Origin of the sequence: Enterobacter sp. SLBN-59, from assembly GCF_024807915.1 — a bacterium.
Classification (GTDB): domain Bacteria; phylum Pseudomonadota; class Gammaproteobacteria; order Enterobacterales; family Enterobacteriaceae; genus Enterobacter; species Enterobacter asburiae_B.
Map to the genome: position 1 here is coordinate 344,362 of NZ_JANUFI010000001.1, position 25,440 is coordinate 369,801.

The 25,440-nt window shown below is 57.0% G+C and carries 20 protein-coding genes; 8 read left to right on the forward strand and 12 right to left on the reverse strand.

Annotation, left to right across the window (positions count from 1 at the left end; genetic code table 11):
* Nucleotides 1–86: 86 nt before the first annotated feature.
* On the reverse strand, nucleotides 87–1,619 hold the full coding sequence (locus M2422_RS01640) for a SpoVR family protein (protein WP_023293929.1): 1,533 nt from the start codon (nucleotides 1,617–1,619) through the stop codon (nucleotides 87–89).
* A 321-nt stretch (nucleotides 1,620–1,940) separates the two neighbouring features.
* On the opposite strand from M2422_RS01640, the gene M2422_RS01645 reads away from it, so the two are divergent.
* Together M2422_RS01645 and dadX are read left to right on the forward strand one after the other, a co-directional pair.
* Nucleotides 1,941–3,239, forward strand: coding sequence for a D-amino acid dehydrogenase (locus M2422_RS01645; RefSeq protein WP_259139617.1), 1,299 nt, complete (start codon nucleotides 1,941–1,943; stop codon nucleotides 3,237–3,239).
* A 9-nt stretch (nucleotides 3,240–3,248) separates the two neighbouring features.
* Entirely contained in the window at nucleotides 3,249–4,319 is a 1,071-nt protein-coding gene (gene dadX / locus M2422_RS01650) for a catabolic alanine racemase DadX (RefSeq protein WP_039263625.1), read from the forward strand.
* A 92-nt stretch (nucleotides 4,320–4,411) separates the two neighbouring features.
* Here dadX and M2422_RS01655 read toward each other — a convergent pair whose 3' ends face one another.
* Both M2422_RS01655 and ldcA read right to left on the reverse strand, forming a co-directional pair.
* Nucleotides 4,412–6,145 carry a potassium/proton antiporter gene (locus tag M2422_RS01655; protein ID WP_047652287.1) on the reverse strand — a complete coding sequence of 578 codons (1,734 nt, stop codon included), beginning with the start codon at nucleotides 6,143–6,145 and terminating at the stop codon, nucleotides 4,412–4,414.
* A 97-nt stretch (nucleotides 6,146–6,242) separates the two neighbouring features.
* On the reverse strand, nucleotides 6,243–7,157 hold the full coding sequence (gene ldcA / locus M2422_RS01660; protein ID WP_064672704.1) for a muramoyltetrapeptide carboxypeptidase: 915 nt from the start codon (nucleotides 7,155–7,157) through the stop codon (nucleotides 6,243–6,245).
* 107 nt (nucleotides 7,158–7,264) lie between these two features.
* Here ldcA and emtA point away from each other — a divergent pair, with 107 nt between their 5' ends.
* Entirely contained in the window at nucleotides 7,265–7,876 is a 612-nt protein-coding gene (gene emtA / locus M2422_RS01665; RefSeq protein WP_064672703.1) for a membrane-bound lytic murein transglycosylase EmtA, read from the forward strand.
* 37 nt (nucleotides 7,877–7,913) lie between these two features.
* On the opposite strand, the gene M2422_RS01670 is transcribed toward emtA, so the two are convergent.
* Entirely contained in the window at nucleotides 7,914–8,645 is a 732-nt protein-coding gene (locus M2422_RS01670) for a flagellar brake protein (RefSeq protein ID WP_023312174.1), read from the reverse strand.
* Between the two features lie 208 nt (nucleotides 8,646–8,853).
* On the opposite strand from M2422_RS01670, the gene M2422_RS01675 reads away from it, so the two are divergent.
* Both M2422_RS01675 and M2422_RS01680 read left to right on the forward strand, forming a co-directional pair.
* The gene (locus M2422_RS01675) at nucleotides 8,854–9,108 is read left to right on the forward strand and encodes a GlsB/YeaQ/YmgE family stress response membrane protein (protein WP_008502662.1); all 255 of its coding nucleotides are present in this window, start codon (nucleotides 8,854–8,856) and stop codon (nucleotides 9,106–9,108) included.
* A gap of 113 nt (nucleotides 9,109–9,221) precedes the next feature.
* The gene (locus tag M2422_RS01680) at nucleotides 9,222–11,324 is read left to right on the forward strand and encodes a TonB-dependent siderophore receptor (protein ID WP_064672702.1); all 2,103 of its coding nucleotides are present in this window, start codon (nucleotides 9,222–9,224) and stop codon (nucleotides 11,322–11,324) included.
* 496 nt (nucleotides 11,325–11,820) lie between these two features.
* On the opposite strand, the gene M2422_RS01685 is transcribed toward M2422_RS01680, so the two are convergent.
* A complete protein-coding gene (locus tag M2422_RS01685) occupies nucleotides 11,821–13,506 on the reverse strand; it encodes an alpha,alpha-trehalase (protein ID WP_064672701.1) in 1,686 nt (561 codons plus the stop codon).
* Between the two features lie 102 nt (nucleotides 13,507–13,608).
* On the reverse strand, nucleotides 13,609–14,565 hold the full coding sequence (locus tag M2422_RS01690; RefSeq protein WP_064672700.1) for an AraC family transcriptional regulator: 957 nt from the start codon (nucleotides 14,563–14,565) through the stop codon (nucleotides 13,609–13,611).
* Nucleotides 14,566–14,680: 115 nt separating this feature from the next.
* On the opposite strand from M2422_RS01690, the gene M2422_RS01695 reads away from it, so the two are divergent.
* A complete protein-coding gene (locus M2422_RS01695) occupies nucleotides 14,681–15,868 on the forward strand; it encodes an MFS transporter (RefSeq protein ID WP_047647475.1) in 1,188 nt (395 codons plus the stop codon).
* A gap of 48 nt (nucleotides 15,869–15,916) precedes the next feature.
* On the opposite strand, the gene M2422_RS01700 is transcribed toward M2422_RS01695, so the two are convergent.
* From M2422_RS01700 to M2422_RS01715, 4 genes are all read right to left on the reverse strand, one after another.
* On the reverse strand, nucleotides 15,917–16,396 hold the full coding sequence (locus M2422_RS01700; protein WP_064672699.1) for a type VI secretion system tube protein Hcp: 480 nt from the start codon (nucleotides 16,394–16,396) through the stop codon (nucleotides 15,917–15,919).
* A gap of 209 nt (nucleotides 16,397–16,605) precedes the next feature.
* Complete coding sequence (locus tag M2422_RS01705; RefSeq protein WP_064672698.1) at nucleotides 16,606–17,310, reverse strand: hypothetical protein; 705 nt, start codon at nucleotides 17,308–17,310, stop codon at nucleotides 16,606–16,608.
* 281 nt (nucleotides 17,311–17,591) lie between these two features.
* Nucleotides 17,592–18,602: a type I glyceraldehyde-3-phosphate dehydrogenase gene (gene gap, locus M2422_RS01710; RefSeq protein ID WP_048980942.1), complete on the reverse strand. Its 1,011-nt coding sequence runs from the start codon at nucleotides 18,600–18,602 to the stop codon at nucleotides 17,592–17,594.
* A gap of 78 nt (nucleotides 18,603–18,680) precedes the next feature.
* A complete protein-coding gene (locus M2422_RS01715; RefSeq protein ID WP_058841370.1) occupies nucleotides 18,681–19,661 on the reverse strand; it encodes a GlxA family transcriptional regulator in 981 nt (326 codons plus the stop codon).
* A gap of 148 nt (nucleotides 19,662–19,809) precedes the next feature.
* On the opposite strand from M2422_RS01715, the gene M2422_RS01720 reads away from it, so the two are divergent.
* Both M2422_RS01720 and M2422_RS01725 read left to right on the forward strand, forming a co-directional pair.
* Nucleotides 19,810–20,781 carry a fatty acid desaturase gene (locus M2422_RS01720; protein ID WP_064672697.1) on the forward strand — a complete coding sequence of 324 codons (972 nt, stop codon included), beginning with the start codon at nucleotides 19,810–19,812 and terminating at the stop codon, nucleotides 20,779–20,781.
* Nucleotides 20,774–21,532, forward strand: coding sequence for a phosphate/phosphite/phosphonate ABC transporter substrate-binding protein (locus M2422_RS01725; RefSeq protein WP_064672696.1), 759 nt, complete (start codon nucleotides 20,774–20,776; stop codon nucleotides 21,530–21,532). The genes M2422_RS01720 and M2422_RS01725 overlap by 8 nt, the downstream gene beginning before the upstream one ends.
* Here the strand turns inward: M2422_RS01725 and M2422_RS01730 are convergent.
* Both M2422_RS01730 and M2422_RS01735 read right to left on the reverse strand, forming a co-directional pair.
* Entirely contained in the window at nucleotides 21,511–22,407 is an 897-nt protein-coding gene (locus M2422_RS01730; RefSeq protein ID WP_064672695.1) for a LysR family transcriptional regulator, read from the reverse strand. The two genes, M2422_RS01725 and M2422_RS01730, sit on opposite strands and share 22 nt — an antisense overlap.
* A 22-nt stretch (nucleotides 22,408–22,429) precedes the next feature.
* On the reverse strand, nucleotides 22,430–24,718 hold the full coding sequence (locus tag M2422_RS01735; protein WP_033145803.1) for an FdhF/YdeP family oxidoreductase: 2,289 nt from the start codon (nucleotides 24,716–24,718) through the stop codon (nucleotides 22,430–22,432).
* Nucleotides 24,719–25,440 lie beyond the last annotated feature (722 nt).

Sequence of the window (25,440 nt, forward strand, 5' to 3'; positions counted from 1 at the left end):
TTTTTTTCGCCCGGTGGCGCTTCGCTTACCGGGCCTACAAAACCCGTAGGCCGGGTAAGGCATAGCCGCCACCCGGCAAAAAAACACTACAGCGTATTCAACCGCGCCGGGCAACGTTCCAGCAGCTCGACGCTCCCGTCTTCATTCTGCTGCTCCAGCTGCACGTCAAAGCCCCACAGGCGATGCACGTGCTTCAGCACCTCTTTACGCCCTTTATCCAGCGGCGCGCGATTGTGCGGGATATAGCGCAGCGTCAGAGAGCGGTCGCCGCGCAAATCGACGTTCCATACCTGAATATTCGGCTCAAGATTGCTCAGGTTGTACTGGGAAGAGAGGCGAGAGCGGATCTCACGGTATCCCTCTTCGTTGTGGATTGCGGAGATCTCCAGATAGTTGTTGCGGTCATCGTCCAGCACGGTGAAGAAGCGGAAATCACGCATGATCTTCGGCGACATAAACTGGCTGATGAAGCTCTCATCCTTAAAGTCGCGCATCGCAAAGTGCAGCGTTTCCAGCCAGTCAGAACCGGCGATGTCCGGGAACCAGTACTTGTCTTCTTCCGTCGGCGACTGGCAGATACGCTTAATGTCCTGGAACATGGCGAAGCCAAGCGCATACGGGTTAATCCCGCTGTACCACGGGCTGTTGTAGGGCGGCTGGAACACCACGTTGGTATGGCTGTGGAGGAATTCCATCATGAACCGCTCGGTCACTTTTCCCTCGTCGTACAGATGGTTAAGAATGGTGTAGTGCCAGAAGGTCGCCCAGCCTTCGTTCATGACCTGCGTCTGCTTTTGCGGGTAAAAATACTGGCTCACCTTGCGCACGATGCGCAGGATCTCACGCTGCCACGGCTCCAGCAGCGGGGCGTTCTTCTCCATAAAATAGAGCAGGTTTTCCTGCGGCTCGGACGGGTAACGACGCGCTTCGGCGATCGTTTTTTCCTCCTCACGCTTCGGCAGGGTTCGCCACAGCATGTTCACCTGGCTTTGCAGGTACTCTTCGCGACTCTTCTGCCGGGCTTTCTCCTCCTGCAGGGAGATTTTCTGCGGGCGTTTGTAGCGGTCCACGCCGTAGTTCATCAGCGCGTGGCAGGAGTCGAGCAGTTTTTCCACTTCGTCCACGCCGTAGCGCTCTTCGCAGTCGGTAATGTATTTACGGGCGAAGATCAGGTAATCGACGATGGAGCTGGCATCCGTCCAGCTGCGGAACAGGTAGTTATTCTTGAAAAATGAGTTGTGCCCGTAGCAGGCATGCGCCATCACCAGCGCCTGCATGGTAATGGTGTTCTCTTCCATTAAATAGGCAATACACGGATTGGAGTTAATCACAATCTCATACGCCAGCCCCTGCTGGCCGTGCTTATACAGCCGTTCCGTTTCAATAAATTTTTTACCAAACGACCAGTGCGGATAGTTAATCGGCATCCCGACGCTGGAGTAGGCGTCCATCATCTGTTCGGACGTAATTACTTCAATCTGATGGGGATAGGTATCCAGGCGATACAGCTTTGCGACCCGGTCGATTTCGGCGAGGTAAACATCCAGCAGCTCGAAGGTCCAGTCGGGTCCATCGCTCAGACGTGTGTTGTCCTTGTTCAGGGAATCAATAGTAGCCATTAGCGCGCCCTCGTTGTGGGTGCTCTCTCTGTCTGGAGAGCCTCCTTTCAAGCATAGATCAACGTGTTAAAAAGCGTGCTGGGGCAGAAATTTTTTCTTTGCGATTTCGCGTTTTTGATACGGCAAAAAAACGGTATGCCGCAGCATATTATGCTGGTTAAAAATAACGCGCAGCAGGAGATCCCAAATTAGCACTATCCCATGATGCTGGGGGATGTGTGAGGTAAGTCACCATAAAAAAGTCGTATGTTGAATAATATTTTCAACTAGGTTATCAATCTGTAATTAGAAGATTGTTCTTTTGCACATAATGGAGTGGCTATGCGTGTTGTCATACTGGGAAGTGGTGTCGTTGGGGTAACCAGCGCCTGGTATTTAAGTCAGGCGGGACATGACGTAACCGTTATCGATCGTGAATCTGGTCCGGCGCTTGAAACCAGCGCGGCGAACGCCGGGCAAATCTCTCCGGGGTATGCGGCGCCGTGGGCTGCGCCGGGCGTTCCGCTGAAAGCGATTAAATGGATGTTCCAGCGCCATGCGCCGCTGGCCATCAGCCTTGACGGCACGCAGTTCCAGCTGAAGTGGATGTGGCAGATGCTGCGCAACTGCGACACCCGCCACTACATGGAGAACAAAGGGCGCATGGTGCGCCTGGCGGAATACAGCCGCGACTGTCTGAAAGCGCTGCGCGCGTCGACGGGGATTGAGTATGAAGGCCGCCAGGGCGGGACGCTGCAGCTGTTCCGCACCGAGCAACAGTACGAGAATGCCACCCGCGATATCGCCGTGCTGGAAGATGCCGGCGTACCGTACCAGCTGCTGGAAGCCAGCCAGCTTGGTCAGGTTGAACCGGCGCTGGCGGAAGTGGCGCATAAGCTGACCGGCGGCCTGCGCCTGCCGAATGACGAAACCGGCGACTGCCAGCTCTTTACGCAACGTCTGGCGCAAATGTGCGAGCAGGCGGGGGTGAAGTTCCGCTTCAACACCTCCGTCGACAAGCTGCTGTCGGAAGGGGAAAAAATTTACGGCGTGAAGTGCGGCGACGAGGTGATCAAAGCCGATGCCTACGTGATGGCGTTTGGTTCGTACTCCACCGCCATGCTGAAAGGCATTCTCGACATTCCGGTTTATCCGCTGAAGGGCTACTCGCTGACCATCCCGGTGAAAGAAGAGAGCGGCGCCCCGGTGTCGACCATTCTGGACGAAACCTACAAAATCGCCATTACCCGCTTCGACAACCGCATTCGCGTGGGCGGCATGGCGGAGATTGTCGGCTTCAACACCGAACTGCTGCAGCCGCGTCGTGAAACGCTGGAGATGGTCGTGGGCGATCTCTTCCCGCGCGGCGGTTTTGTTGAGCAGGCGACGTTCTGGACCGGCCTGCGTCCGATGACCCCGGACGGCACGCCGATCGTAGGGCGCACGCCGTTTAAAAACCTGTGGACCAATACCGGACACGGCACGCTCGGCTGGACGATGGCCTGCGGATCGGGCCAGCTGCTGAGCGACCTGATTTCCGGGCGCACGCCGGCAATTCCGTTTGACGATTTAAGCGCCGCGCGCTATCAATCGGGGTTTACGCCTTCGCGTCCACAGCACCTGCGCGGCGCGCATAGCTAAGGAGTTGTCATGTCCCGTCCTGTTCTGGCCCAGCTGAATCTGCAGGCCCTGAAGGATAATCTGCAAATTGTTCGTCGGGCGGCACCGGGTTCGCGCGTCTGGTCGGTGGTGAAAGCGAATGCCTACGGCCACGGTATCGATCGTATCTGGAGCGCGCTGAGCGCGACCGACGGTTTTGCGCTACTGAATCTTGAAGAGGCCATTCTGCTGCGCGAGCGCGGCTGGAAAGGGCCGATTCTACTGCTGGAAGGGTTCTTCCATGCGGACGATCTGCCGCTGCTGGATAAGTACCGGCTGACCACCAGCGTTCACAGCAACTGGCAGATTAAGGCGATCCAGGATGCGAAGCTCCATGCTCCGCTGGATATCTATCTCAAGGTGAACAGCGGCATGAACCGCCTGGGCTTCCAGCCTGAGCGGGTGCATACGGTCTGGCAGCAGCTGCGCGCCATGAAAAACGTGGGCGAAATGACGCTGATGGCGCATTTTGCCGACGCGGAAAAACCCGACGGTATTGCCGATGCCATGGTCCGCATTGAGCAGGCGGCTGAAGGGCTGGATTGCCCGCGCTCGCTGTCGAACTCGGCGGCCACGCTGTGGCATCCCGAGGCGCACTATAACTGGGTGCGCCCGGGGATCGTTCTCTACGGCGCGTCTCCCTCCGGTCAGTGGCAGGATATCGCCAACAGCGGCCTGAAGCCGGTCATGACCCTGCGCAGTGAAATCATTGGCGTGCAGACGCTGAAGGCCGGGGACACGGTGGGCTACGGCAGCCGCTACCGGGCAAAGGGCGAGCAGCGGATTGGCATCGTGGCGGGCGGTTATGCCGACGGCTACCCGCGCATCGCGCCGACCGGCACGCCGGTCTGGGTCGATGGGGTTCGCACGGGAACGGTGGGCACCGTATCTATGGATATGCTGGCCGTTGACCTGACGCCATGCCCGCAGGCGGGCATTGGCTCACCCGTCGAGCTGTGGGGTAACGAAATCAAAATTGATGACGTGGCTGCAGCGGCGGGCACGGTGGGGTATGAATTGATGTGCGCGCTGGCCCCTCGAGTGCCGGTTGTGACGGTGTAACCTATGTTCGCCGGGTGGCGCTAACGCTTACCCGGCCTACGTTCGAGGGTTTTGTAGGCCGGGTAAGGCGAAACCGCCACCCGGCAAAAAAACTACTCCGCTTCCTCATCCATCGGTCTTAAACCGACTTTCCGCACCGCGTTATCTTCTTTTTCGGCAACGGTCCAGATCATCCCGGCAAACTCTACCTGATCCCCCACGACCGGGGCAGCGCCAAGCCGCTGCTGGATGATTTCGCCCAGCGTTTGCGGGTTATCACCGTCTTCAGCACCTTCATCCAGACCGTAAATCAGCGCCACATCCGCAAATTTAGCGCTGGCTTCCAGAATAAAATCGCCGAAGAAGCGCTGGTCCAGGGCCACCGGAGGCGACTGGCTGAACAGCTTGCCCAGCGCGGGCAGGTCGCGCTCGCGACCAATCACGCAGAGAATATCCCCCTCGCGCAGGCGGGTGCTGCCGGTAGGGTGCAGCAGGACATTATCGCGGAACAGGGCGGCAATGCGCGTTTCGGTCGGCATGTGCAGATCGCGCAGCGAGGCCCCCACGCACCATTTGTCGGCGCTCAGCTGATAGACAAACTGTTCCCACGGGTTCTCCGGATGAATATCGAGCCCCACGCGGGAGACCGGCCAGCCCACGGGCGGGACCACCACTTTGGCTTTTTTCGCCGCCCACCCGAGCGAGGTTCCCTGGAACAGCAGGGAAATCAGCACCACGAAGAACGCCACGTTAAAGAACAGCCGCGCGTTATCCAGACCGGCCATCATCGGGAACACCGCAAGGATAATCGGCACCGCGCCGCGCAGCCCCACCCAGCTGATAAAGACCCGCTCGCGCAGGTTGAAGCCGCGAAACGGCAGCAGGCCTGCAAATACCGACAGCGGACGGGCGAAGAAGATCATCCACGCGGAAAGCAGCAGCGCCGGAACGGCGATCGGCAGCAGGTCCGATGGCGTAACCAGCAGGCCCAGCACCAGGAACATGCCGATTTGCGCCAGCCACGCCAGGCCGTCAAAGTTCTGCAAAATGGCATGGCGGTTGCGAATAGGGCGGTTGCCCATCAGGAACCCGCAGAGATAGACCGCGAGAATACCGCTGCCGTCCACTGCGGTGGTGACGGCAAAAATAAGAATGCCGCCGCTCAGCGCCAGCAGGGGGTAAAGCCCCGCGGGCAGCGAGATGCGGTTGATCGTCTGCTGTAGCAGATAGCCCCCCGCCAGTCCGATAACAATCCCCAGACCGAACTGCTGCAGGATATGTAACGCAAACATCCAGCTCAGCCCGCTTTCATGCTGCTGAATCATCTCGATAAGCGTAATGGTGAGAAATACCGCCATCGGATCGTTACTGCCGGATTCAATCTCAAGCGTGGAGCCAACGCGTTCGTTAAGCCCTTTTCCGCCGAGCAGGGAAAACACGGCTGCCGCATCGGTTGAGCCCACGATGGCGCCAATCAGCAAACCTTCCATGATATTGAGATGGAAAAGCCACGCGGCCATCATCCCGGTGAGGCCAGAGGTAATCAACACGCCGACCGTGGCGAGCGACAGCGCAGGCCCTAAGGCCACGCGGAAGGAGCTCGCCTGGGTACGCATCCCGCCGTCCAGCAGGATCACAGCCAGCGCGAGGTTACTCACCATATAGGCGAAGGGGTAGTTATCGAATGGGATACCGCCAATGCCATCAATGCCGGCCAGCATGCCGATGGCGAGGAAAATGACAAGAATAGGTATGCCGAGACGCGATGAAAATGAACTTAATAAAATACTGCTGGTTACAAGGACGGAACCCAAAATGAAAAGGCTGATTATCGCTGCGGCATCCAATGTTCTCTTACTCCCACCTCAATGTTAACGTTGTTACTAAAACCCTAACATATTAACAACGGCAACAGCGTTTTATTAAGGGGGTATAACGGCTTTTTTATGCCTTTATGACAGGATGGCCGCTGATGGTCAGCCGAGTGCCGGAATCGTTGTGGATCAGGGAGGCATGCGCCCCCAGCGCCAGGGTGACGGTTTGCTGCTCATGGCCGAAATCCAGACCGGTGATGACCGGAATATCCAGCCGCGAGCGAACGAAGTCGACCATGGTCTCCAGGGAGTAACCCGCGTCATAGTCATTCGGAGCAGAGCCGCTGAAGCTGCCCAGCACAATCGCGGACTGGCGTTCAAGAATACCGGCATGATAAAGCTGCAAGAGCATGCGCTCGACGCGGAACGGATGTTCGTTGATATCTTCCAGCACCAGAATGCCGTCCTCGATTTGCGGCATCCACGGCGTGCCGATGAGCGAGACCAGCATCGCCAGGTTGCCGCCCCAGAGCTGGCCTTCACATTCCCAGTGCGGCCCATTGCCTTGCCACTCCACGCTGTAGGTAGAATTGCGCAGCGCGCGCCAGAAATGTTCCACGGTAAACGCATCCAGCTCCGGTGCGCCGAAGTTACCGGCCAGCATCGGACCGCTGAAGGTGATGACGTTATGCAGGGCCAGCAGCCCAAGCTGGATGACGGTGAAATCGCTGTGGCCGCAGATCAGCAGCGGATCCTGCTGCTGGCGCAGCGCCAGCCCCTGCCAGTCAATGCTCTCCAGCAGCCGGCTCGCGCCATATCCGCCGCGCACCGCAAGCACAATCCGGTTTTCGCCCGTCAGGTTCACCAGACTATTGATATCATTCAGCCTCTGCGCTTCGGTACCGGCAAAACGCTGCTGGCGGCGGGGGATAATCGTCTGATTTTCTACCTGATGGCCAGATTCCAGCAAACGCTGAACGCCCCGCTGCACCGCGTCCTGATTAATGCAGTAGCCCGACGGCGCGATGAGATGAAACTGAGACATGGCAATTCCTTGCTGAATGAGAAACTAATTGTCTATATCATGCCGCTTATACGCTGCCTGCTTCAAGAGGCGGCGCACCGCGATGACCGGCTATAAGGATAGATGACGTGAAATTGAGATGGTTTGCTTTTTTGATTGTGTTGCTTGCTGGCTGTAGTTCAAAACATGATTATCAAAATCCGCCCTGGAACCCGGAAGTGCCGGTGAAACGGGCCATGCAGTGGATGCCGATCAGTGAGCAAGCCGGGAAGGCCTGGGGCGTCAGCCCGCGTCTCATCACGGCGATTATTGCGGTGGAGTCCGGCGGTAATCCCACGCTTGTCAGCAAGTCCAACGCGGTGGGGCTGATGCAGCTTAAAGCGTCAACGGCGGGGAGAGAGGTTTACCGCTACATGGGGTGGAACGGCCAGCCGTCGACCAGCGAGCTGAAAAACCCGGAACGTAACATTTCAATGGGCACGGCCTATCTGAGCATTATGGAGCATGGCGTGCTGAAGGGGATTAAGGATCCAGAGGTGATGCAGTACGCGCTGGTGGTGTCTTACGTTAACGGTGCCGGCGCGTTGCTCAGAACCTTCTCCTCTGACCGCAAAGAGGCGATCGAAGAGATTAACGACATGGACAAAGACGAATTCTTTGAGCATGTGGCGAAAAATCACCCGGCACCACAGGCGCCTCGTTATATCTGGAAAGTACAGAAAGCGATGGATGCCATGTAATGCCGCAGACGGGCGGCGGTCACGCTGCCCGATTTCTTCACAGAACTTTATTTGCGCGTTCCCGCGCCTCCCGCTCCAGGGAATAGATAATACGCTGAAGCTCACGCTCTGCGCCGGGCCCGACGTTCAGGAAACGGAAGCTCAGGCGCGGCGTGGTAATGGTTTCATTTTTGCTGTCCACGACGGTGCGGTCGCTGATGGCAATCAGCTGTGCATCGAAATAAAAGCGACCCCAGCCCCCCATATCCAGTTCGATTTGCGTAAACCGCATGCCCTCTACCAGCCCGTCCGGTTTCGGCGTGTCCATCAGCGCGCCCATGCCGCCCAGCGACAGATCGAAGAGGCGGAAGCGGATCTCTTTTTTGTCCGGCATTTTGGCCTTACAAAAATAGGCGGGATGGAGCGGGGCGCTGATGCGGAAATATTCACGACGCTGAACAAACCAGAGATTGGTCGGAAGCGGGGTAACAAAAGCCGGCAGTCCCTGGTATTCACTCAGTTCCAGCCGCGACAGGACAAATTCTACTTTGGCGCCCTGCGTTTCGGCCATCACAGCGATATTCTCCGCTTTCAGCGCCGCGCGGTTTTCATACTCCTGACTGCCTAAATCAATCACCAGCCGATCCTGCGAGGCGTCAAGGATCTTGCTGATGAACTGATTATTCGACCAGCTGATGCGCAGCGGCACTTCACCTTTTTGCAGGTCGCGTAATACCCCTAATACAGCCAGCGGATTTTGCTTGAGGAACTGCTCACTGTAATGACTCACGCCGGATGGCTCCTTGATTGATGACAGACTGTCTTAGCGTTATCGGCAATCTGCGATGAAACTTAATACAAACCGGTGAGTTTTTTTTGCCTGTTTAACCAAAGATAAGTCGGTGAGATGAAAATGATTTTCCGGCGATGACCTATACTTAAGTTAGCTGTGCAGAAGGTTTTCTGCGCACGCGTTAAACCTGCAAGAGGGCATCGCTATGGGTATCATCGCCTGGATTATCTTTGGTCTTATTGCTGGCGCTATCGCTAAACTGATCATGCCGGGAAACGATGGCGGCGGCTTTATTTTGACCTGTGTACTCGGGGTCGTTGGTGCGGTTGTGGGCGGCTGGCTGGCGACGATGTTTGGCTTTGGAGGCAACATAAGTGGTTTCGACCTGCACAGTTTTCTGGTCGCTGTCGTGGGTGCCATTGTGGTGCTGGGCATATTCAGGTTACTGCGACGAGCATAAATTGACGTAAACGGCTCTCTGCGGAGGGCCGTTTTTTTTGCCTGAGTATTGATTTGTTAATCTAAATGATAATAATTGTCGTTCCGTATTGCATCTAACAACAAGACGACATTATGAATACCTCACGTTTTACGCTTTGCGCTCTGGCAGGGGCCGTCACGCTGGCATTGCAGGTCCCGGCGTTTGCCGAAGAATCCACCATCGTCGTCACGGGCTCAGAGCAGGGCAGCGCGCTGCCGGCCTGGACGAACAGCGCCACGAAATCGGCCGTTGCCGAAAGTAAAACGCCGCAGGTCATCACGACCCTCTCTGCGCCGGAAATTGAAAAGCGTCACGCGAATTCGGTGAATGAAATCCTGCGCTATGCCCCGGGCGTCTCAACCGAGGTGCGGGGGAATACCTCCTACATGAGCGAATATAAAATTCGTGGCTTTACCGTTGACCAGGAGTTCTACAACGGGCTGCAGCTGCCCTATAACGTCACCGGCAATACCAAAGCGCGCATCGATCCGCTGCTGATCGACAGCGTTGATATCCTGAAAGGCCCCTCATCGGTCCTTTACGGCGGCGGTTCGCCGGGCGGGCTGGTGAATATTCAAAGTAAAAAACCGCAGCGGGAAGCCCGAACCGAAATCGGCGTTAACACCGGAAACCGTAATCTGAAAGAGGGCTATCTCGATTCAACCGGGCAGATTGCCGACAGCGACTGGAACTACCGTCTGCTGGGCAAAGCCACGGAAAACGACGATCAGCCGCACACTACCCGGTATGAAAACTACCTGGTTGCGCCGTCCGTCACCTGGCAGCCCGACAGCAAAACCCGCCTCACCCTGGACGCGCTGGCGCAAAACACCCCGAGCCTGACGCCGTCTAACCCGCTGCCGCTCGCCTACCTGCACTCGAAATATGCGGGCAAGCGCGATTATGCCGGAGACGAATGGAGCGGGTTTAAGCAGCGTCAGTGGATGCTGGGCTACAGCTTTGAACATGAGTTTGACAGCGGCTGGGGCTTTAATCAGAAAGCGCGCTATTTCGACGTCGATACCCACCAGCGCAGCGTCTACGCGACAGGGACGGGAAGCGAGGCGTATCAGCTCAACCGCTTTGCCTACACCACCGATGAAGACCTTAAGAGCTTCAACATCGACAACCAGGTGACCAAAACCGTTGCCCTTGGCGACTGGAAACACCACCTGCTGGCCGGGTTTGACTATCAGAAGCTGAACTCCCATTTCCATTATCGCTACGCGTCGGCGACGCCGGGCATCGATATGCGTCATCCAGACTATTCGCAGGTCCAGGAAAGCGCGCTGGGGCTCTATACCGCCCAGAAAAACCGTCTCAGCTACCAGCAAAACGGCTATTACTTACAGGATCAGGTAGAGTTTGGCGGCCTCAACCTGCTGGGCAGCCTGCGCTACGACGATTACCGCTCCGTTACCACCAACTACCTGCAAAACGGTGATAAAGCCTGGATATCGCAGGATCGCGTCACCAAACGCCTGGGCGCGCTTTACGCCTTCGATAACGGGATTTCGCCGTTTATCAGCTATTCAGAAGGTTTCGCGCCGGTGTCACCGCAGGGTACGCTCGTGGCGAAAGACGTCAAACCGACTACCAGCAAGCAGGTGGAAGGCGGGGTGAAATATCTGCTGGCCAACTACGCCACCACCTTTACCGCCTCGGTGTTTAACATCCGGCAGAAAAATGTCGTCACCTCCGATCCGGGCTTCCTGAACTATCGTCAGACCGGGGAAGTGGAATCCAAAGGGGCAGAGCTCTCCGCCATCAGCCGTCCGACGGACAACCTGACGCTGATTGCCAACTATGCGTACACCCACGCGATCAACCGGGAAGATGACAAGTACAAAGGCAAACGTCCAACGCAGGTGCCGGATAATGCCTTCAACCTCTGGGGGGATTACACCTTTGACAACACGCCGCTGAAAGGACTGATGCTGGGGGCTGGCGCACGCTACACCGGGCCGATGGAAATCTCTCCGGCAAACGATGCGGGTAAACTGGGCGGCACTACGCAGTACGATCTGGCGGCTTCCTACCGGATGGGTGAAATCCTGCCTTCGCTGGCAGGGCTAACGCTTAAGGCCAGCGCGCAGAACATCACCAATAAAGAGACGCTGACCTGCTACGACGCGACCAACTGCTGGATTGGGCGTGACAGGACGTATCAGTTAGGGGCGAGTTATAGCTTCTGACGATCGTTTCCCTTTCCCGGTGCTGGGGGATCTCCAGTTAATTTTTAACCAGTAGCGATTCTGGTTTTTAAAGTGAAACGATTTATTCGCAGCGATGCCATGGTCCGGCTGTAAATCGCTGAGGCGTTTCCTGAAGGCCGGGGCGAGGCGCATGGATGCGCCGAGAGGGCGGGCTTTACAGGGACGTTACCTCCGCCCGTCCCCGATAAGCCGGAAGGAATAAGACGAGGGCACCGCGAAGCGGCGATTTACCGCCGGGAGCCCGGGTCGCCAGGGTGGTGGCGATTGAGCCACCCTGGCACGTTCACAGGCCATGTCGTTACAGAATAGCAAGGAACATAAAGTGAACGGAATGACCACCGCAGCCGTATGTTCCCCTCACCCTAACCCTCTCCCCAAAGGGGCGAGGGGATTGTTCGCTACTCGCATTAATTTGTGAGGATTAGAGCCAGCACGCGCAGGCCGGGTAAGGCGTAGCCGCCACCCGGCAATACCCTTACTGCGCCGCAGCTTTCACCGGCGCAGCCTCCTCATTTGCCGCAGGCTGATTCTCCGGCACGCTGTCGCACGGTTTTGCTTTCGGACAGACCCGATCCAGCATTTTCAGCGTCACGCCGTTGCTCCAGCCGAAACCGTCCTGCAGCGGATACTCGCCGCCGCCGCCGCCCGTACCGGTTGTCGACACGTCATACTTCTCGACCAGTTTCTTTTCGCGGTCGTAAGTATGCTGAACGTTCTTCAGGAAGCGCCAGGTCACGTCCATAGAGACCTTCTTCTGTCCGTAATTCTGCAGCCCTTCCGCGGCCACCCACTGCAGCGGGGCCCAGCCGTTTGGCGCATCCCACTGCTGGCCGCTATTGACGGTGGTGGTCGCAATACCGCCCGGCTTCAACAGGCGCGACGAGGTTGCCGCGGCGACTTTATCGGCCCGGTCCTGCGCCGCCGCCTTCACGTAAAGCGGGAACAGGGCTGCCGCCGTGAGCTGATTGCGTACCTTCTTGCTTTTCAGATCGTAATCCGCGTACCAGCCCTCTTTATCATTCCACAGGTGGCTCTCGATGGCTTTCTGACGCGCCGTCGCCAGCGCCTCGTATTTACTTGCGCTGGCGGCGTCGCCACTCTCCTGGCTTGCCCGCGCCAGCAGTTTTTCCATCTTGAACATCAGGGCGTTCAGGTCCACGGGGACAATGCTGGTGGTCCGGATGGTGCCGAGCTTTTGCGGATCGTCCATCCAGCGCGAGCTAAAGTCCCAGCCCGAGGCCGCAGCGGAACGCAAATCACGGTAGATCTCGGTCGCAGGCCGGTTAGGGTTACTTTTGGCGGTATTCACGTCGTCAAGCCATGACTCCGGGCGCGGGGTATCGCGGTCGTCCCAGTAGCGGTTGAGGATAGCGCCGTCATCCAGCTTCACCACGCGTTTGTTAGCCTGCCCCGGGTGAAGGGCGTCGACGCCGTCCATCCAGTAGGCATACTCTTTCTCCATCTGCGGGCGGTACTTCTTCAGCGCATCGCTGTCGTGGGTCGCCAGCAGTTCAACCATCATTGAGAAAAACGGCGGCTGGGAGCGGCTCAGGTAATAGCTGCGGTTGCCGTTGGGAATGTGGCCGAAGGTGTCAATCTCATACGCAAAGTTATCCACCATGTCGCTGATTTTGTCCCAGTGATCGCTCTCTGCCAGGCCCAGCATGGTGAAATAGCTGTCCCAGTAGTAGACCTCGCGGAAACGTCCGCCGGGCACAACGTAAGGTTTGGGTAACGGCAGCAGGGAATCCCATTTGTTGCTGGCTTTATCTGTGGTGCGCGTCAGTACGGGCCAGAGATCGTCGATGTGCTCACGTAAACTTTGTCCAGCAGGCGGAACATATTTTTCCCCTTCCGCAGGGAGCGTAAAGTTCATCTCGACAAAGTGGCGTAAGTCAAAGCTGGACTGCGCGTGCTGCATCCGGTAATCCGCCAGAATCATCAGCGGGTCGCTTTTGGGGACGGCATCCGCGAAGGTTTTCTGATCGGGAAACAGTTTGGCGCTTTGCACATCGTTAAACAGAGGGCCCAGCAAAATATCGGGTGAGGTTGTCTGGGCTGCGGGGCTATCGTCGGCATAACCGCAAGTCGTTACGCCGAGCAGCGCGCCTCCTAACGCAAGGGGCAAGAACGCGGGGCGTAGTGTACGAGGTCTTATCATCAGTTCGTCTCCTGTCTTCACTAAACAGCGTGACCGCTGTTGTCAATCACCTGAAAACCTTAGACGAATATTGCCCGCTTCGCGTTAATAATTGCCTGCCCGTCAGACCTCTTCCGGCGTCTGGCTGGCTTCCCGCAGCGTGCCCGGCGCATGTCCAATGATGCGCTTAAACGCCCGGCTAAATGCCGCCAGAGAGCCGTACCCCAGCCGCAGCGCGACGGTTTCAATCGGCTGATTTTCGTGGCGAATGTACTGGATGGCCAGGCGCATTCTCAGCTCGCTGAGATATTTTGCCGGGGTGGTTCCCGTCGCGGCCAGAAACCGTTCGGCGAACACGGAACGGGACGTGCCCGCTTCTTTTGCCAGATCCGCCACGCTCCAGTTCAGGCCGGGCTGCTGGTGCATGGCGTAAATGGCCCGGCTCAGGCGCGGGTCGCGCAGAACCTGCACCCAACCGGTGGCTTTACCACACCCGCCTTCAACCCAGCCGCGCACGATTAACGCCGCCACCACGTCGGCCAGACGCGCAAGGATCCCGGCGTACCCGGCCTGACGCGACACGGATTCCCGCTCCATCGCCGCCAGCAGCGGGTGGATCTCCGGCCAGGTGGACATCAGCCGGCTGACCATCATCACTTCCGGCATTGCCTTGATCAGCGGCTGCATCCCGCCCAGCTCAAAATCCATGCATCCGCTAAAGATGATGGTGTTCTCGCTTTCCGGGCAGGGCTCGCAGGTGATGGCACACACCGAGCTGCAGATGGGCTCGCTGGGAAAGGCATTGATGGGCGTAATGGTTGCCCGCTCGTCAGAGAGCAGGGCATGGGAATTACCGCAAGGAATAAAAAGGGCATCGCCGCTGCTCAGTTCGAACGTCGCACCGCTTTCCATTCGCAGCAGGGCGCTACCGTGGCTCACAAAATGAAACTGCGCCCTACCGGGCGCCTGATGGAAGGCGACGCCAAACGGCGCGCTGGCCTGGATCCGCCGGTATTTCACCCCTGACAGACGCATGCCGCGTAAAAGTTCGCTGATCAGATCGGGTGACTGTACGGTCATGGCGCAACTCCGGACGAATAATCAATAAGTGGAGATTATATGTCATAGATCGTCCAGGGTGAACCTTCTATGCTTTTGCGACAGTTGTCACATTTTTATAACGGGAGAAAAACAGATGAATTCATGTGTCGCGGCGAGCGAGGCGGTAGCGCCTGCAAAACCCGCCTGGCGGGCCGTCTATTCACTGGGGCTGGGGGTGTTTGGTTTGATTACGGCAGAATTTCTGCCCGCCAGTCTGTTAACGCCGATGGCCGCGAGCCTGGGCGTGAGTGAGGGAATGGCCGGACAGGCCGTCACCGCCACCGCGCTGGTAGCGCTGGTGACCGGACTGCTGATTACGCCGGCGACCAAAAGTATCGACCGCCGCTGGGTGCTGATGTTTTTCTCGGTCCTGCAAATTATCTCCAGCCTGCTGGTGGCCTTTGCGCCGACGCTGCACGTCCTGCTGATGGGGCGCCTGCTGCTCGGGATCGCCATCGGGGGATTCTGGGCGATGTCGACGGCGACCACGATGCGTCTGGTTCCGGCGGATAAAGTACCGAAGGCGCTGGCGGTGATCTTCTCCAGCGTATCGATAGCCACGGTGGTCGCGGCGCCGCTCGGCAGCTATCTGGGCAGCCTGATCGGCTGGCGCAACGTCTTTGTGCTCTGCATTCTGCCGAGCATGCTGGCGCTGCTGTGGCAGCTCTGGGTCCTGCCGTCCATGAAGCCGGAGAGCAGCGGCAGCCTGAGTACGCTGTTCCGCGTGCTGCGTCGTCCGGGGATGATCGGCGGCATGCTGGCGACCATCCTGATCTTCAGCGGCCATTTCGCCTTCTTTACCTACCTGCGCCCGTTCCTGGAAACGGTGGGGCAGGCGAGCGTTGAGACCATTTCGCTGATCCTGCTGGGCTTTGGGCTCGCCAACTTTGTCGGCACCTCCGTTGCCGGGCATCTGCTGGCACGCAATCTGCGCCTGACGCTGGCGCTGGTGCCGTTCGCGATGGGCGTTCTCGCGCTCACCATGGTGGCGTTTGGTCATCTGGCGATGCTGGACGGGTTCCTGGTCGCGCTGTGGGGCTTTGCATTTGGTCTGGTTCCGGTGGGCTGGTCAACCTGGCTTGCCACAACCGTTCCGGATGAAGCCGAAAGTGCAGGCGGGCTGCTGGTGGCCTCAATTCAGCTGGCAATAAGTGCCGGTGCGGCCGGGGGTGGCGCGGTATTTGACCTCAACGGCGCCAGCGGGGTATTCGCGGGCAGCGGTCTTTTGCTGGTAACGGCAATGGTAATTGTGTTTATGGGCGTGAAAGTGAAAGCAGAGTGAGCCTTTTCCCTCTCCTTGGGGAGAGGGACTTAACGGTTGTTCATTGTTCTATGCTGTTGCTCTTTCATTCCAGGTGTCTTTAAACATGATATTCCCGTCGCAATATTTCCATTCAATCGATTCATAGCGGAGTTCGACTTCTTCCATATGCGCACTTGCGATACCGAGCGGGTGCAATACTGGCGAGATCCTGGTTATTTTGACGTTTTCCAGAGTGATATTGAAGTATTCGCGCTCAATACCGGCGTCATCAATTTTATACATTTTGATTAATGCCGTTTTGAAGGTTTTACCTGTACATACGGCACGAAAAAGATGGGGTGTGATGCGATCTATTTCTTTTTCAAAGGTAATGGGAACATGAAGGCGCGTTCCTGTCAGTTTTCCCGTGTTGGAACTGGTGGGGATCCAGACGGAGTGATTAAACGATTTGAGTTCGGTAGAGCCCAATCTTGTAGGCATTAAACACTCGCCTAATACGGGAGCATTATTTTCGTCAGTAAACCATATATGTGCTGGTGTAGACATGTTTCATCCTTTTGGCTCGTAGAAGTACGCTATATAAAAAACAATCACAACAATAGCCCCAATGATAAGTATTGCGGTTTGGTCATCCTCGATGAAGGTAGCTGGTATCGTTGATAAGATCACAATGACAAAAATTGTGCCATATGCTTTCAAATCATTCTTCCAGTCTTCGATAATAAGTTTAATGATGCTCTTAATGAATTCTCGCATTATTGGGCCATTTTTATAAATGCATTCGTAATATCATTGTCTGACGCTGTATAAATATTAAGATAGCCAGCTTTCATTATTACGGGTTCGATGAGAAAGAACATCATTTCAATATTTTCCATATATAATGCATGGTAAAATAACGGAAGGTTTTTTTTAAGATTATTGGCACTGTCGGCAGCGTGTTGAATCATTGCATAACCGTTTAACACTAAAAATACGCCACCCGTTCTCCCAGCAACTTTTGTCATTAACACCCTTTGCACTGCGGTATTCATTTGATTGCTATAACATATGTACTTTGTAACAGCATAAATTAAGCCGAATTTCGAAGCTTGTTTAACTGAATAATTGGTTGTGAAGGGTATGACTTTCTGGAGTATGCTTTTTTTCTCATCTTCACTTCTGTTTTTAAGCATTGTTTCTAAATATATCTTAACCATGCGGAAGATTAAATCTCTGTGTTTAACTAATTCTACAACACCAAAAATGAACCTCTTGTCTTCTGAACGCAATTGTGTACAGACATCCTGATAATTGTCTGTAAAGCAAGACGTATAATAAAGCAATCGCGTGGTCGCATCGCCAAGATTATTTAAATATTCGATGGCACCGTCCTTTACTCCCGCGACGGCGCGATCGAGCCTTAATGCAAGATCTTTATCGGATCCAATTCTTTCTATAATTTCCTTGCTGTAATACATAATATGTCCCTGTTGTGTGCAGGGTGTATCATGGTCTACGTTATCGTCTAAGGACAGTGATCGGACTCGCACTTTTAAACGTAAAATAAAGAATAAACATTAACCTATTTTCTAACTTAATTGGTGCGTTTTTATAATTGATGCGATGAATTAGAAAGAGTTAAATAAACTTAAGATTATTGAGAATTATATATTCAGCGAGGAATGGGGAGATATTACTGGATGATGACATAATTTGTAGGCCGGGTAAGCGCAAGCGCCACCCGGCATCACGGTAAGACTTACAGCCCTTTCTTATCCATCCACACCGCCAGATCCACCAGACGGTTTGAGAAGCCCCACTCGTTGTCGTACCACGCCAGGATCTTCACCATGTTCCCGCCAATCACCAGCGTGGAAAGCCCGTCGATAATCGAGGAGCGTGGGTCGCCCTGGTAATCGCTGGAGACCAGCGGTTCATCGCTATAGCCCAGAATGCCTTTCAGAGGCCCGCTAGCGGCCGCGTTGCGGAACGCGTCATTCACCTCTTCGGCGGTTACGTTACGGCTCAGCGTTACCGTTAAATCCACAATCGACACCACCGGCACCGGCACGCGCAGGGAGTACCCGGTCAGTTTGCCGTCAAGGGAGGGGATCACTTTCCCCAGCGCTTTTGCCGCGCCGCTGGAGTAAGGCACAATCGACAGCGCCGCCGCGCGCGCGCCGCGCAGATCTTTCTCCGGCTGATCGTGCAGCGCCTGGCTGTTGGTGTAGGCATGCGTGGTATTCATCAGGCCATGCTCAATCCCGAACTGCTGATGCAGAACCTGAGCGGCCGGCGCCAGGCCGTTCGTGGTGCAGCTCCCGTTACTCACCACCGCGTGACGGGCGGGATCGTACTGCTCGTGATTAACCCCCATCACAATCGTCAGGTCGTCGTTCTTCCCGGGGGCGGAAATGATGACGCGCTTAGCGCCGCCGTGGGTGATATGCACCGCCGCTTTTTCCCGCTCGGTAAAGAAGCCGGTGGCCTCAATCACCACGTCAACGCCGACGTCACGCCACGGGATATTCGCCGGATCGCGTTCGCTAAATACGGCGATCCGCTGCCCGTCTACCTGCAGCGCGCCGTCTGCCGCTTCAACCGGGGCGGGAAGCTTGCCCAGAAGGGAATCATGTTTCAGCAGGTGGGCGAGGGTTTTACTGTCCGTCAGATCGTTAATGGCCACAATCTGCAGATCCGGGTTACCCAGCGCTGCGCGCAGGAAATTACGTCCGATACGGCCGAAACCGTTAATACCGACCTTAACCATGGTGCACTCCTTATCTCTGTTGTCTGGAGTCACTGTAGGCGTCGGGCCCTTTGGCGTAAATGACAAAAAAGGATCAGATTACGCCATTTTGCGGCAGTGGAAGCGCTGGCGGTACTCGCCGGGCGTGAGGTGGAGCTGTTTCTCAAAGATGCGGCGCAGGTTAATGCTGGTGCCAAACCCGCTTTGCTCGGCAACGCGTTCAAGGGAGTCATGGGTCTGCTCAAGCAGCTGGCGGGCCGCGGCCAGACGCGCTTCGGTAACGTAGCGGGCCGGAGAAACTCCCGCGTCGCGGGTAAACACGCGGGTGAAATTACGCGGGCTCATCGCCGCTTTCTCGGCCAGATTTTCCACGCACAGGTCGGCGGTGAGGTTTTGCAGGATCCAGGTTTGCAGTTCGCTTATCGGGCCCGATGTGCCGGGCTGCTGCAGGCTGTAACGGCTGAACTGCAGCTGGCCGCCGGGGCGGCGCAGGTACATCACCATATCCTGCGCCACGTCGCGGGCGAGGGTAAATCCGTAATCGTCTTCCACCAGCGCCAGGGTCAGATCGAACCCGGAACTCACGCCGCCGGAGGTCCAGATGGGGCCATCCTGAATATACAGCGGACCGCCTTCGACGTGGATAGCCGGATACTGGGTTTGCATCGTCTCCAGCAGCCGCCAGTGGGTGGTCGCGCGACGACCGTCCAGCAGGCCGGTCTGGGCCAGCAGCATCGCGCCGCCGCAGATAGAGGCTACCCGCCGGGCGTGCGGCGCAGCGAGGTGCAGCCAGTCCACCACCGCCGTGCTCTCCTGCTCGTTCATGCCGCGTCCGGTGATGATAATCGTGTCCAGCGGTTCACGCGGGTCCAGCTCCGGCAGGCGATAGTCCGCCAGCAGATTCAGGCCGGACTGGCCGTGGATCACCTGGTGAGGCTGCGTGGTGGCGATGATAATCCGGTAGCGGGGCTGCGCAAGCCCTTCCGGATGCAGCCGGTTGGCCTGCATCAGAATGTCGGCGATACCGGCGGCTTCAAACAGCATGCCGCCGTCGGGAACAATAATCAGGATCTTCTTCATGTCCTGAAAAGTACCTTTATCACAGAATAAGTCAAGCGACGCGTGCGCCACTCGTTTCTGGCAAAGCAATGCGATTTAAGTTGTTTGTTATTTCAGACGTTATCCCCGATCGTCAGAGAATTATCTCTGGCGAAACGGCGTCTAAGGAATGAGTCAACGAAGCTCCCTCTATTTACATCCGCAACAACGCGAACAAATCCGCCATCTTGCATCGGGTTTTTTATGGCGCAGCGAACTGCCCACGTGGCTGTTGATTATCACGATTTATGCAGGCTGGTTTGCCACGCTGGCGTTCTGGCAAACGCTCGGCCTGCTGCCCGCCACGCTGCTGCTGATCGGGTTTACCGCCTGGTATATGTCCCTGCAGCATGAGCTGATCCACGGGCACCCCACGCGTTTCGCCTGGCTCAACCAGCTGTTCGGCACGCTCCCGCTGGCGGTCTGGTATCCGTATGGCCTGTACCGGGACTCCCATCTCGCCCATCATCGGCACCATAGCCTGACCCATCCGGTGGATGACCCGGAGTCGTACTATTTTACCGACGAGAGCTGGGCACGCTTTTCCCCCTGGCAGAAGCGTACGATCCGCGCCCGGAATACCTTCGCCGGGCGGCTGGTGCTGGCCCCGCTGCTGGATATCCTTCAGACGCTGGGCACCGCCGTGGCGGCATTTCGTCACCTTCACCTGCGGGCGATGGCGATGTGGCTGGTTCACGTTTTGCTGCTGGTGGCGCTCTTCGCCTGGATGACGCGTACCGGTTTTTCACCCGTCTGGTTTGTGCTGGCCGTCAGCTATCCGGCGCTGGCGCTGACCAAGGTCCGATCGTTTTTCGAACATCGCGCGGCGGACGACCCGCTGGCGCGCTCCGTCATTAACGAGGCCGGGCTGTTCTGGCGGGTGCTGTTTTTGAATCTCAACTACCATTCAGTACATCATGATTTGCCGGGCGTTCCCTGGTACGGGCTGAAGGCCATCTACGAGCAAAACCGGGAGGCGTACCAGCAGCGAAACCACGGTTTTCTCGTCAGGGGCTACGGTGAATGGCTGCGTCAGTTCTGGGCCAGACCCGTCGACGTCACGGTTCACCCCGCAAAACAACAGGGGGAAGGGTATGAGTAACCTGCTGGCGTTTCCCATGTATGCCGTGGATCGCGCCGACACCCGCGCGCTCTGGCTGGCGGTAAAGGGGCTGCTGGCCGCGCGCGGTGTGTCCGTCGATCGCGATCCCGGCTGGCCGGAGTCCGACCTGCTGACCCACTGGCAACAGCCTGCGCTTATCCTCAGCCAGACCTGCGGTTATCCGCTGGTCACGCTGCTCCCGGACGTGCAGGTGGTCGGCTGTTTTCACTACGCGGCACCGGGCTGCGAAGGGATCCAGTACCGCAGCTTTCTGGCGGTGCGCGAGGAGGATCGGCACCTCACGCTGGCGGATTTTCGCGGACGTCGGGCGGTCTGTAACTCCCCGGATTCCCAGTCCGGCTACAATGCGCTGCGAAAAATAGTGGCTCCCCTGGCGAGCGGCGGTCCCTTTTTCGCGCAAACGTCCTTCAGCGGCAGCCATCGCCAGTCGCTGATTGATGTGAAACGCGGGGCGGGCGATATTGCGGCCATCGACTGCGTGACCTGGGCACTGCTGCAGCGCCATGAGCCGGAACGCCTTGCGGGACTGGCGGTCATTGGCCGCACCCCGCTGACGCCGGGCCTGCCGCTGATCACCTCGCCTAACACCTCGCCTGAAACGCTTAACGCCATTCGCGATGCGCTTCACGAGCTGGTGGATGCGCCGGAATACCGGGAGGTGCGCGACGCGGTGCTGATCGGCGGTTTTAGCGAGGTGACGCGCGAGGCCTACGCCTCATTGACCGCGTGATAAATCTCCTGCGCGTCGGTAAAGCAGCGCAGCGCCAGCGAGGAGACGGGCTTCTGCCTGCGCATAATCAGGCCGACGGGAGCCTCAATGTTCGCGTCAGCGATGGGGACAATCCGGAAGTTGCCGTTCAGTGCCTCCAGCCCGTTGTTCAGCGGCATGACGGCGCAGCACACGCCGCTCTGAACCGCCTGAATGATCTGGAACGTCGAGTCGCTTTCGAAAACGGACGTGGGTTCGATGCCGGCAGATTTAAAGCTGGCCTCCATATGCGCCCGATAGTGCATCCCTTTGGTCAGGAACCCCAGCGGAAAATCCGTCAGGTCGTGCCACGTCAGCGTTGCCTGTCCGAGCTGGAAATGGCGGACGTCGTGCAGCAGGCCCATCTTCGTTTTTGGCAGCTGGATAACGTCAAACAGGCTGGTGTCGATGCTGTTGAGGTAGCAAATTCCCAGCTCAAGCTGATTGCGGCTGACGCCGTCGGCAATCTGCGCTGAGGACATGGAATAGAGGCTGTAGGTCAGCTCCGGGTATTTTTGCGTCAGCAGACGAATAAAGATCATCGGATCCACGCTCGCCAGCGGCACCATCCCCAGACGTAATTCGCCCACCACCTGGCCTTTGCACAGCGCCGCTTCCGCCTGTAGCCCGTCGTGTGCGGCAAGCAGGGCGCGGGCCCACGCGAGGATGCGTTCCCCCTCCGGCGTAAACCCTTCAAAGCGCTGCCCGCGCACGATCAGCACCAGCCCCAGCTCCTCTTCCAGGCTGCGGATGCGCATGGAGAGGGTCGGCTGGGTGACGTTGCACTGCGAGGCCGCTTTACCAAAGTGCCGGGTCTCGTCGAGTGCGATTAAATATTTTAACTGTTTAATATCCATCATTATCTCTGCGCGAGCAGCCTTACAGCATGCGGATCTCTTTCGAGCGCAGGGTGATGCGAACCGGAACGGATTTATACGACGGCGTACCGCTGTCCTTATCCAGATAATCAAGCGGTACCAGCACGTTGGCCTCCGGGTAATAGGCGCCGACGGTGCCCGGCGCGATGCTGTACGCCACCACGGTAATGTCCTTCAAACGCTGGACGCTGCCGGGGAGGGCGGTTTCGATATCCACGCGGTCGCCGTGTTCCAGGCCTGACTGCGCCATATCGTCTTCGTTCATAAACAGCACGTCGCGGCGGCCAAACACGCCGCGGTAGCGGTCGTCCAGCGCGTAAATGGTGGTGTTGTACTGGTCGTGGCTGCGCAGCGTGATTAACCGCAGAACGTGCTCACCTTCGCCGCTGGCATTCTCGTGAACGCCGTCGAACACCGAGAACATCGCTTTTCCCGTCGCCGTTGGCCAGATGCGTTGCGTCGGCGGCAGCGGCATGCGGAAGCCCCCGGGAACGCGGATCCGCGCGTTGTAGTTCTCAAAGCCCGGAATGGTCTGCTCGATCAGATCGCGGATCCGGTCGTAATCCTCTACCAGCGTCAGCCAGTCCACGCGGGTTTCCGGCAGCGTGGCTTTCGCCATGCCGGCGACGATAGCCGGCTCCGAACGGAGCAACGGCGAGGCGGGCTTCAGCTTGCCGGACGAGGCATGCACCATCGACATGGAGTCTTCGACGGTAATGGACTGACGGCCGGTGGCCTGGAGATCCAGCTCGGTGCGGCCGAGGCACGGAAAGATAAAGGTCTCTTTGCCCACCAGCAGATGGGTACGGTTGAGCTTGGTCCCGACGTGCACGCTCAAATCCAGGTTACCCATCGCCGGAAAACCCCGCTCGTGATCGGGCATCGCGACGGCAAAATTACCCCCGAGGCAGATGAGCGCCTTCGCGCGGCCGTCGATCATCGCCTGCGTGGCCTGCACCGCATCGTGTCCGTGGTGAGACGGCGGCTCAAAGCCGAAAACGTCCTTCAGACGGTTCAGGAAGGCCGGGGTAGGCTTCTCGCTGATCCCGACAGTGCGGTTCCCCTGAACGTTAGAGTGGCCGCGCAGGGGGCAGATACCCGCGCCGGGCTTGCCGATATTCCCGCGCAGCAGAAGCAGGTCAGCGATCAGGCGGACGTTTGCCGTACCTTTATTGTGCTGGGTAATACCCATCCCGTAGGTAATGATGGTGGCATTTGATTTCGCGTAGGCGTCGGCCACCTTTTTGAGCGCCGCCCGGTTCAGGCCCGACTCGCGCTCGATCTCGTCCCAGCGGGTTTGCGCGATATCGGCGGCGAAGTCCTCAATGCCCTGGGTGTGTTCGGCAATAAACGCATGGTCGAGCACGTCACCGCGCTCGGCCTCCATTTCGAGAAGGTGTTTGGCAATGCCTTTCAGCGCGGCGGCATCGCCCCCGGCCTTCACCTGGAAATAGGTCGAGGCGATATCCGTTGAGCCGTAGGTCGCCATTTCAATCACGCTTTGCGGGTCGGCGAAGCGTTCGAGGGCGCGCTCGCGCAGCGGGTTAAAGACGATAATCGGCACGTTGCGACGGGCCAGCTCGTGGAGCGTCCCCATCATTCGCGGATGGTTGGTGCCGGGGTTGTGGCCGATGGAGATCACCAGCTCGGTCTTATCGAAGTCGTCCAGCGAGACGGTGCCTTTCCCGATGCCAATCGAACGCGGCAAACCGACGCTGGTGGCCTCGTGGCACATATTCGAGCAGTCGGGGAAGTTATTGGTGCCGTATTCGCGAGCGAACAGCTGGAACAGATACGCCGCTTCGTTAGAAGCGCGTCCGGAGGTATAGAACTCGACCTGGTCCGGTTCGAGCCCGCGCAATACTGCGCCGATGCGGTGAAACGCCTCTTCCCAGTCGACGGGCCGGAAGGTATCGCTTGCCCGGTCATAGCGCAGGGGATGCGTCAGTCGACCGTAGCCTTCCAGTTCAAAGTCCGATTTTGCCAGCAGCGAGGAGACGCTGTTTTCGGCCAGAAACGCGGGGGTAACGCGTTTGCTGGTCGCTTCCCAGGTCACAGCTTTTGCGCCGTTCTCGCAGAACTGGAACGTCGACTTGTGTTCTTTATCGGGCCACGCGCAGCCCGGGCAGTCAAAACCGTCAGGCTGGTTGGTGCGCAGCAGCGTCGCGGGAGCGTCCAGGGTATCCATTTGGGTACGTACCGCGATGGCCGTCGCTTTTAACGCGCCCCAGCCTCCGGCAGGACCGTCATAGTGTCTGATACCCGGCACCGAGCGTCTTTTCTTATTCATACCCACTCCTGATTTCTTCGGTCACACAACGTCTGAACACATATAAGCGCTGTATAAGACAATAAGCGAAAGCAATGACGACCGGATGGCTACGCGCATGCGGTGCGGAAAAGTGCCTTATCTTAAATTCTTTTTATTACAGCGATTTATCGGATCTGATGCTTAAATATTTAAAGAAATTATAACGAAATTTTATCATTTTAATAATAAATCTTATCTATCACACGGTAGGCAAGATAGATGGGGCGAGCAGGAGAGGATGTAGCAGCAATAAAATTTCGAATGAAGGCTGTGGGCGGCAGCAATAAACACGGGTCGCTGCTGGCGGGCTATTGCGAGCATTTTTTGGCGGCGATAATGTCAGGATGGTTAACTCAGGCTTAATGATTAAAGGATAAAATTCAGGCCTGGTTGGGTAATTGTCGCAACGCGAAATATAAAGTTATTTTGAGGCGTAAAATTAACGTCGTGCAACATAAGTGAAATAGTCACATTCACGTTAACACGTGCATTCAATATTAAAGTTACCCTGATAGTGCAACAAATAATTCATCTTTCATATATTCTGCTGACCTCACCAATACGCGAATTCTACTAATTATGGTAGTGGCGATAATAGCCGTATTGCGTTAATGAAAGTGGTTCTCTTTTGTGTTTTTAGTATATAAAACATATGCTTGCAATGTTATGTGGCTAAGAAATAAAAGGGCGTAGGTCATATC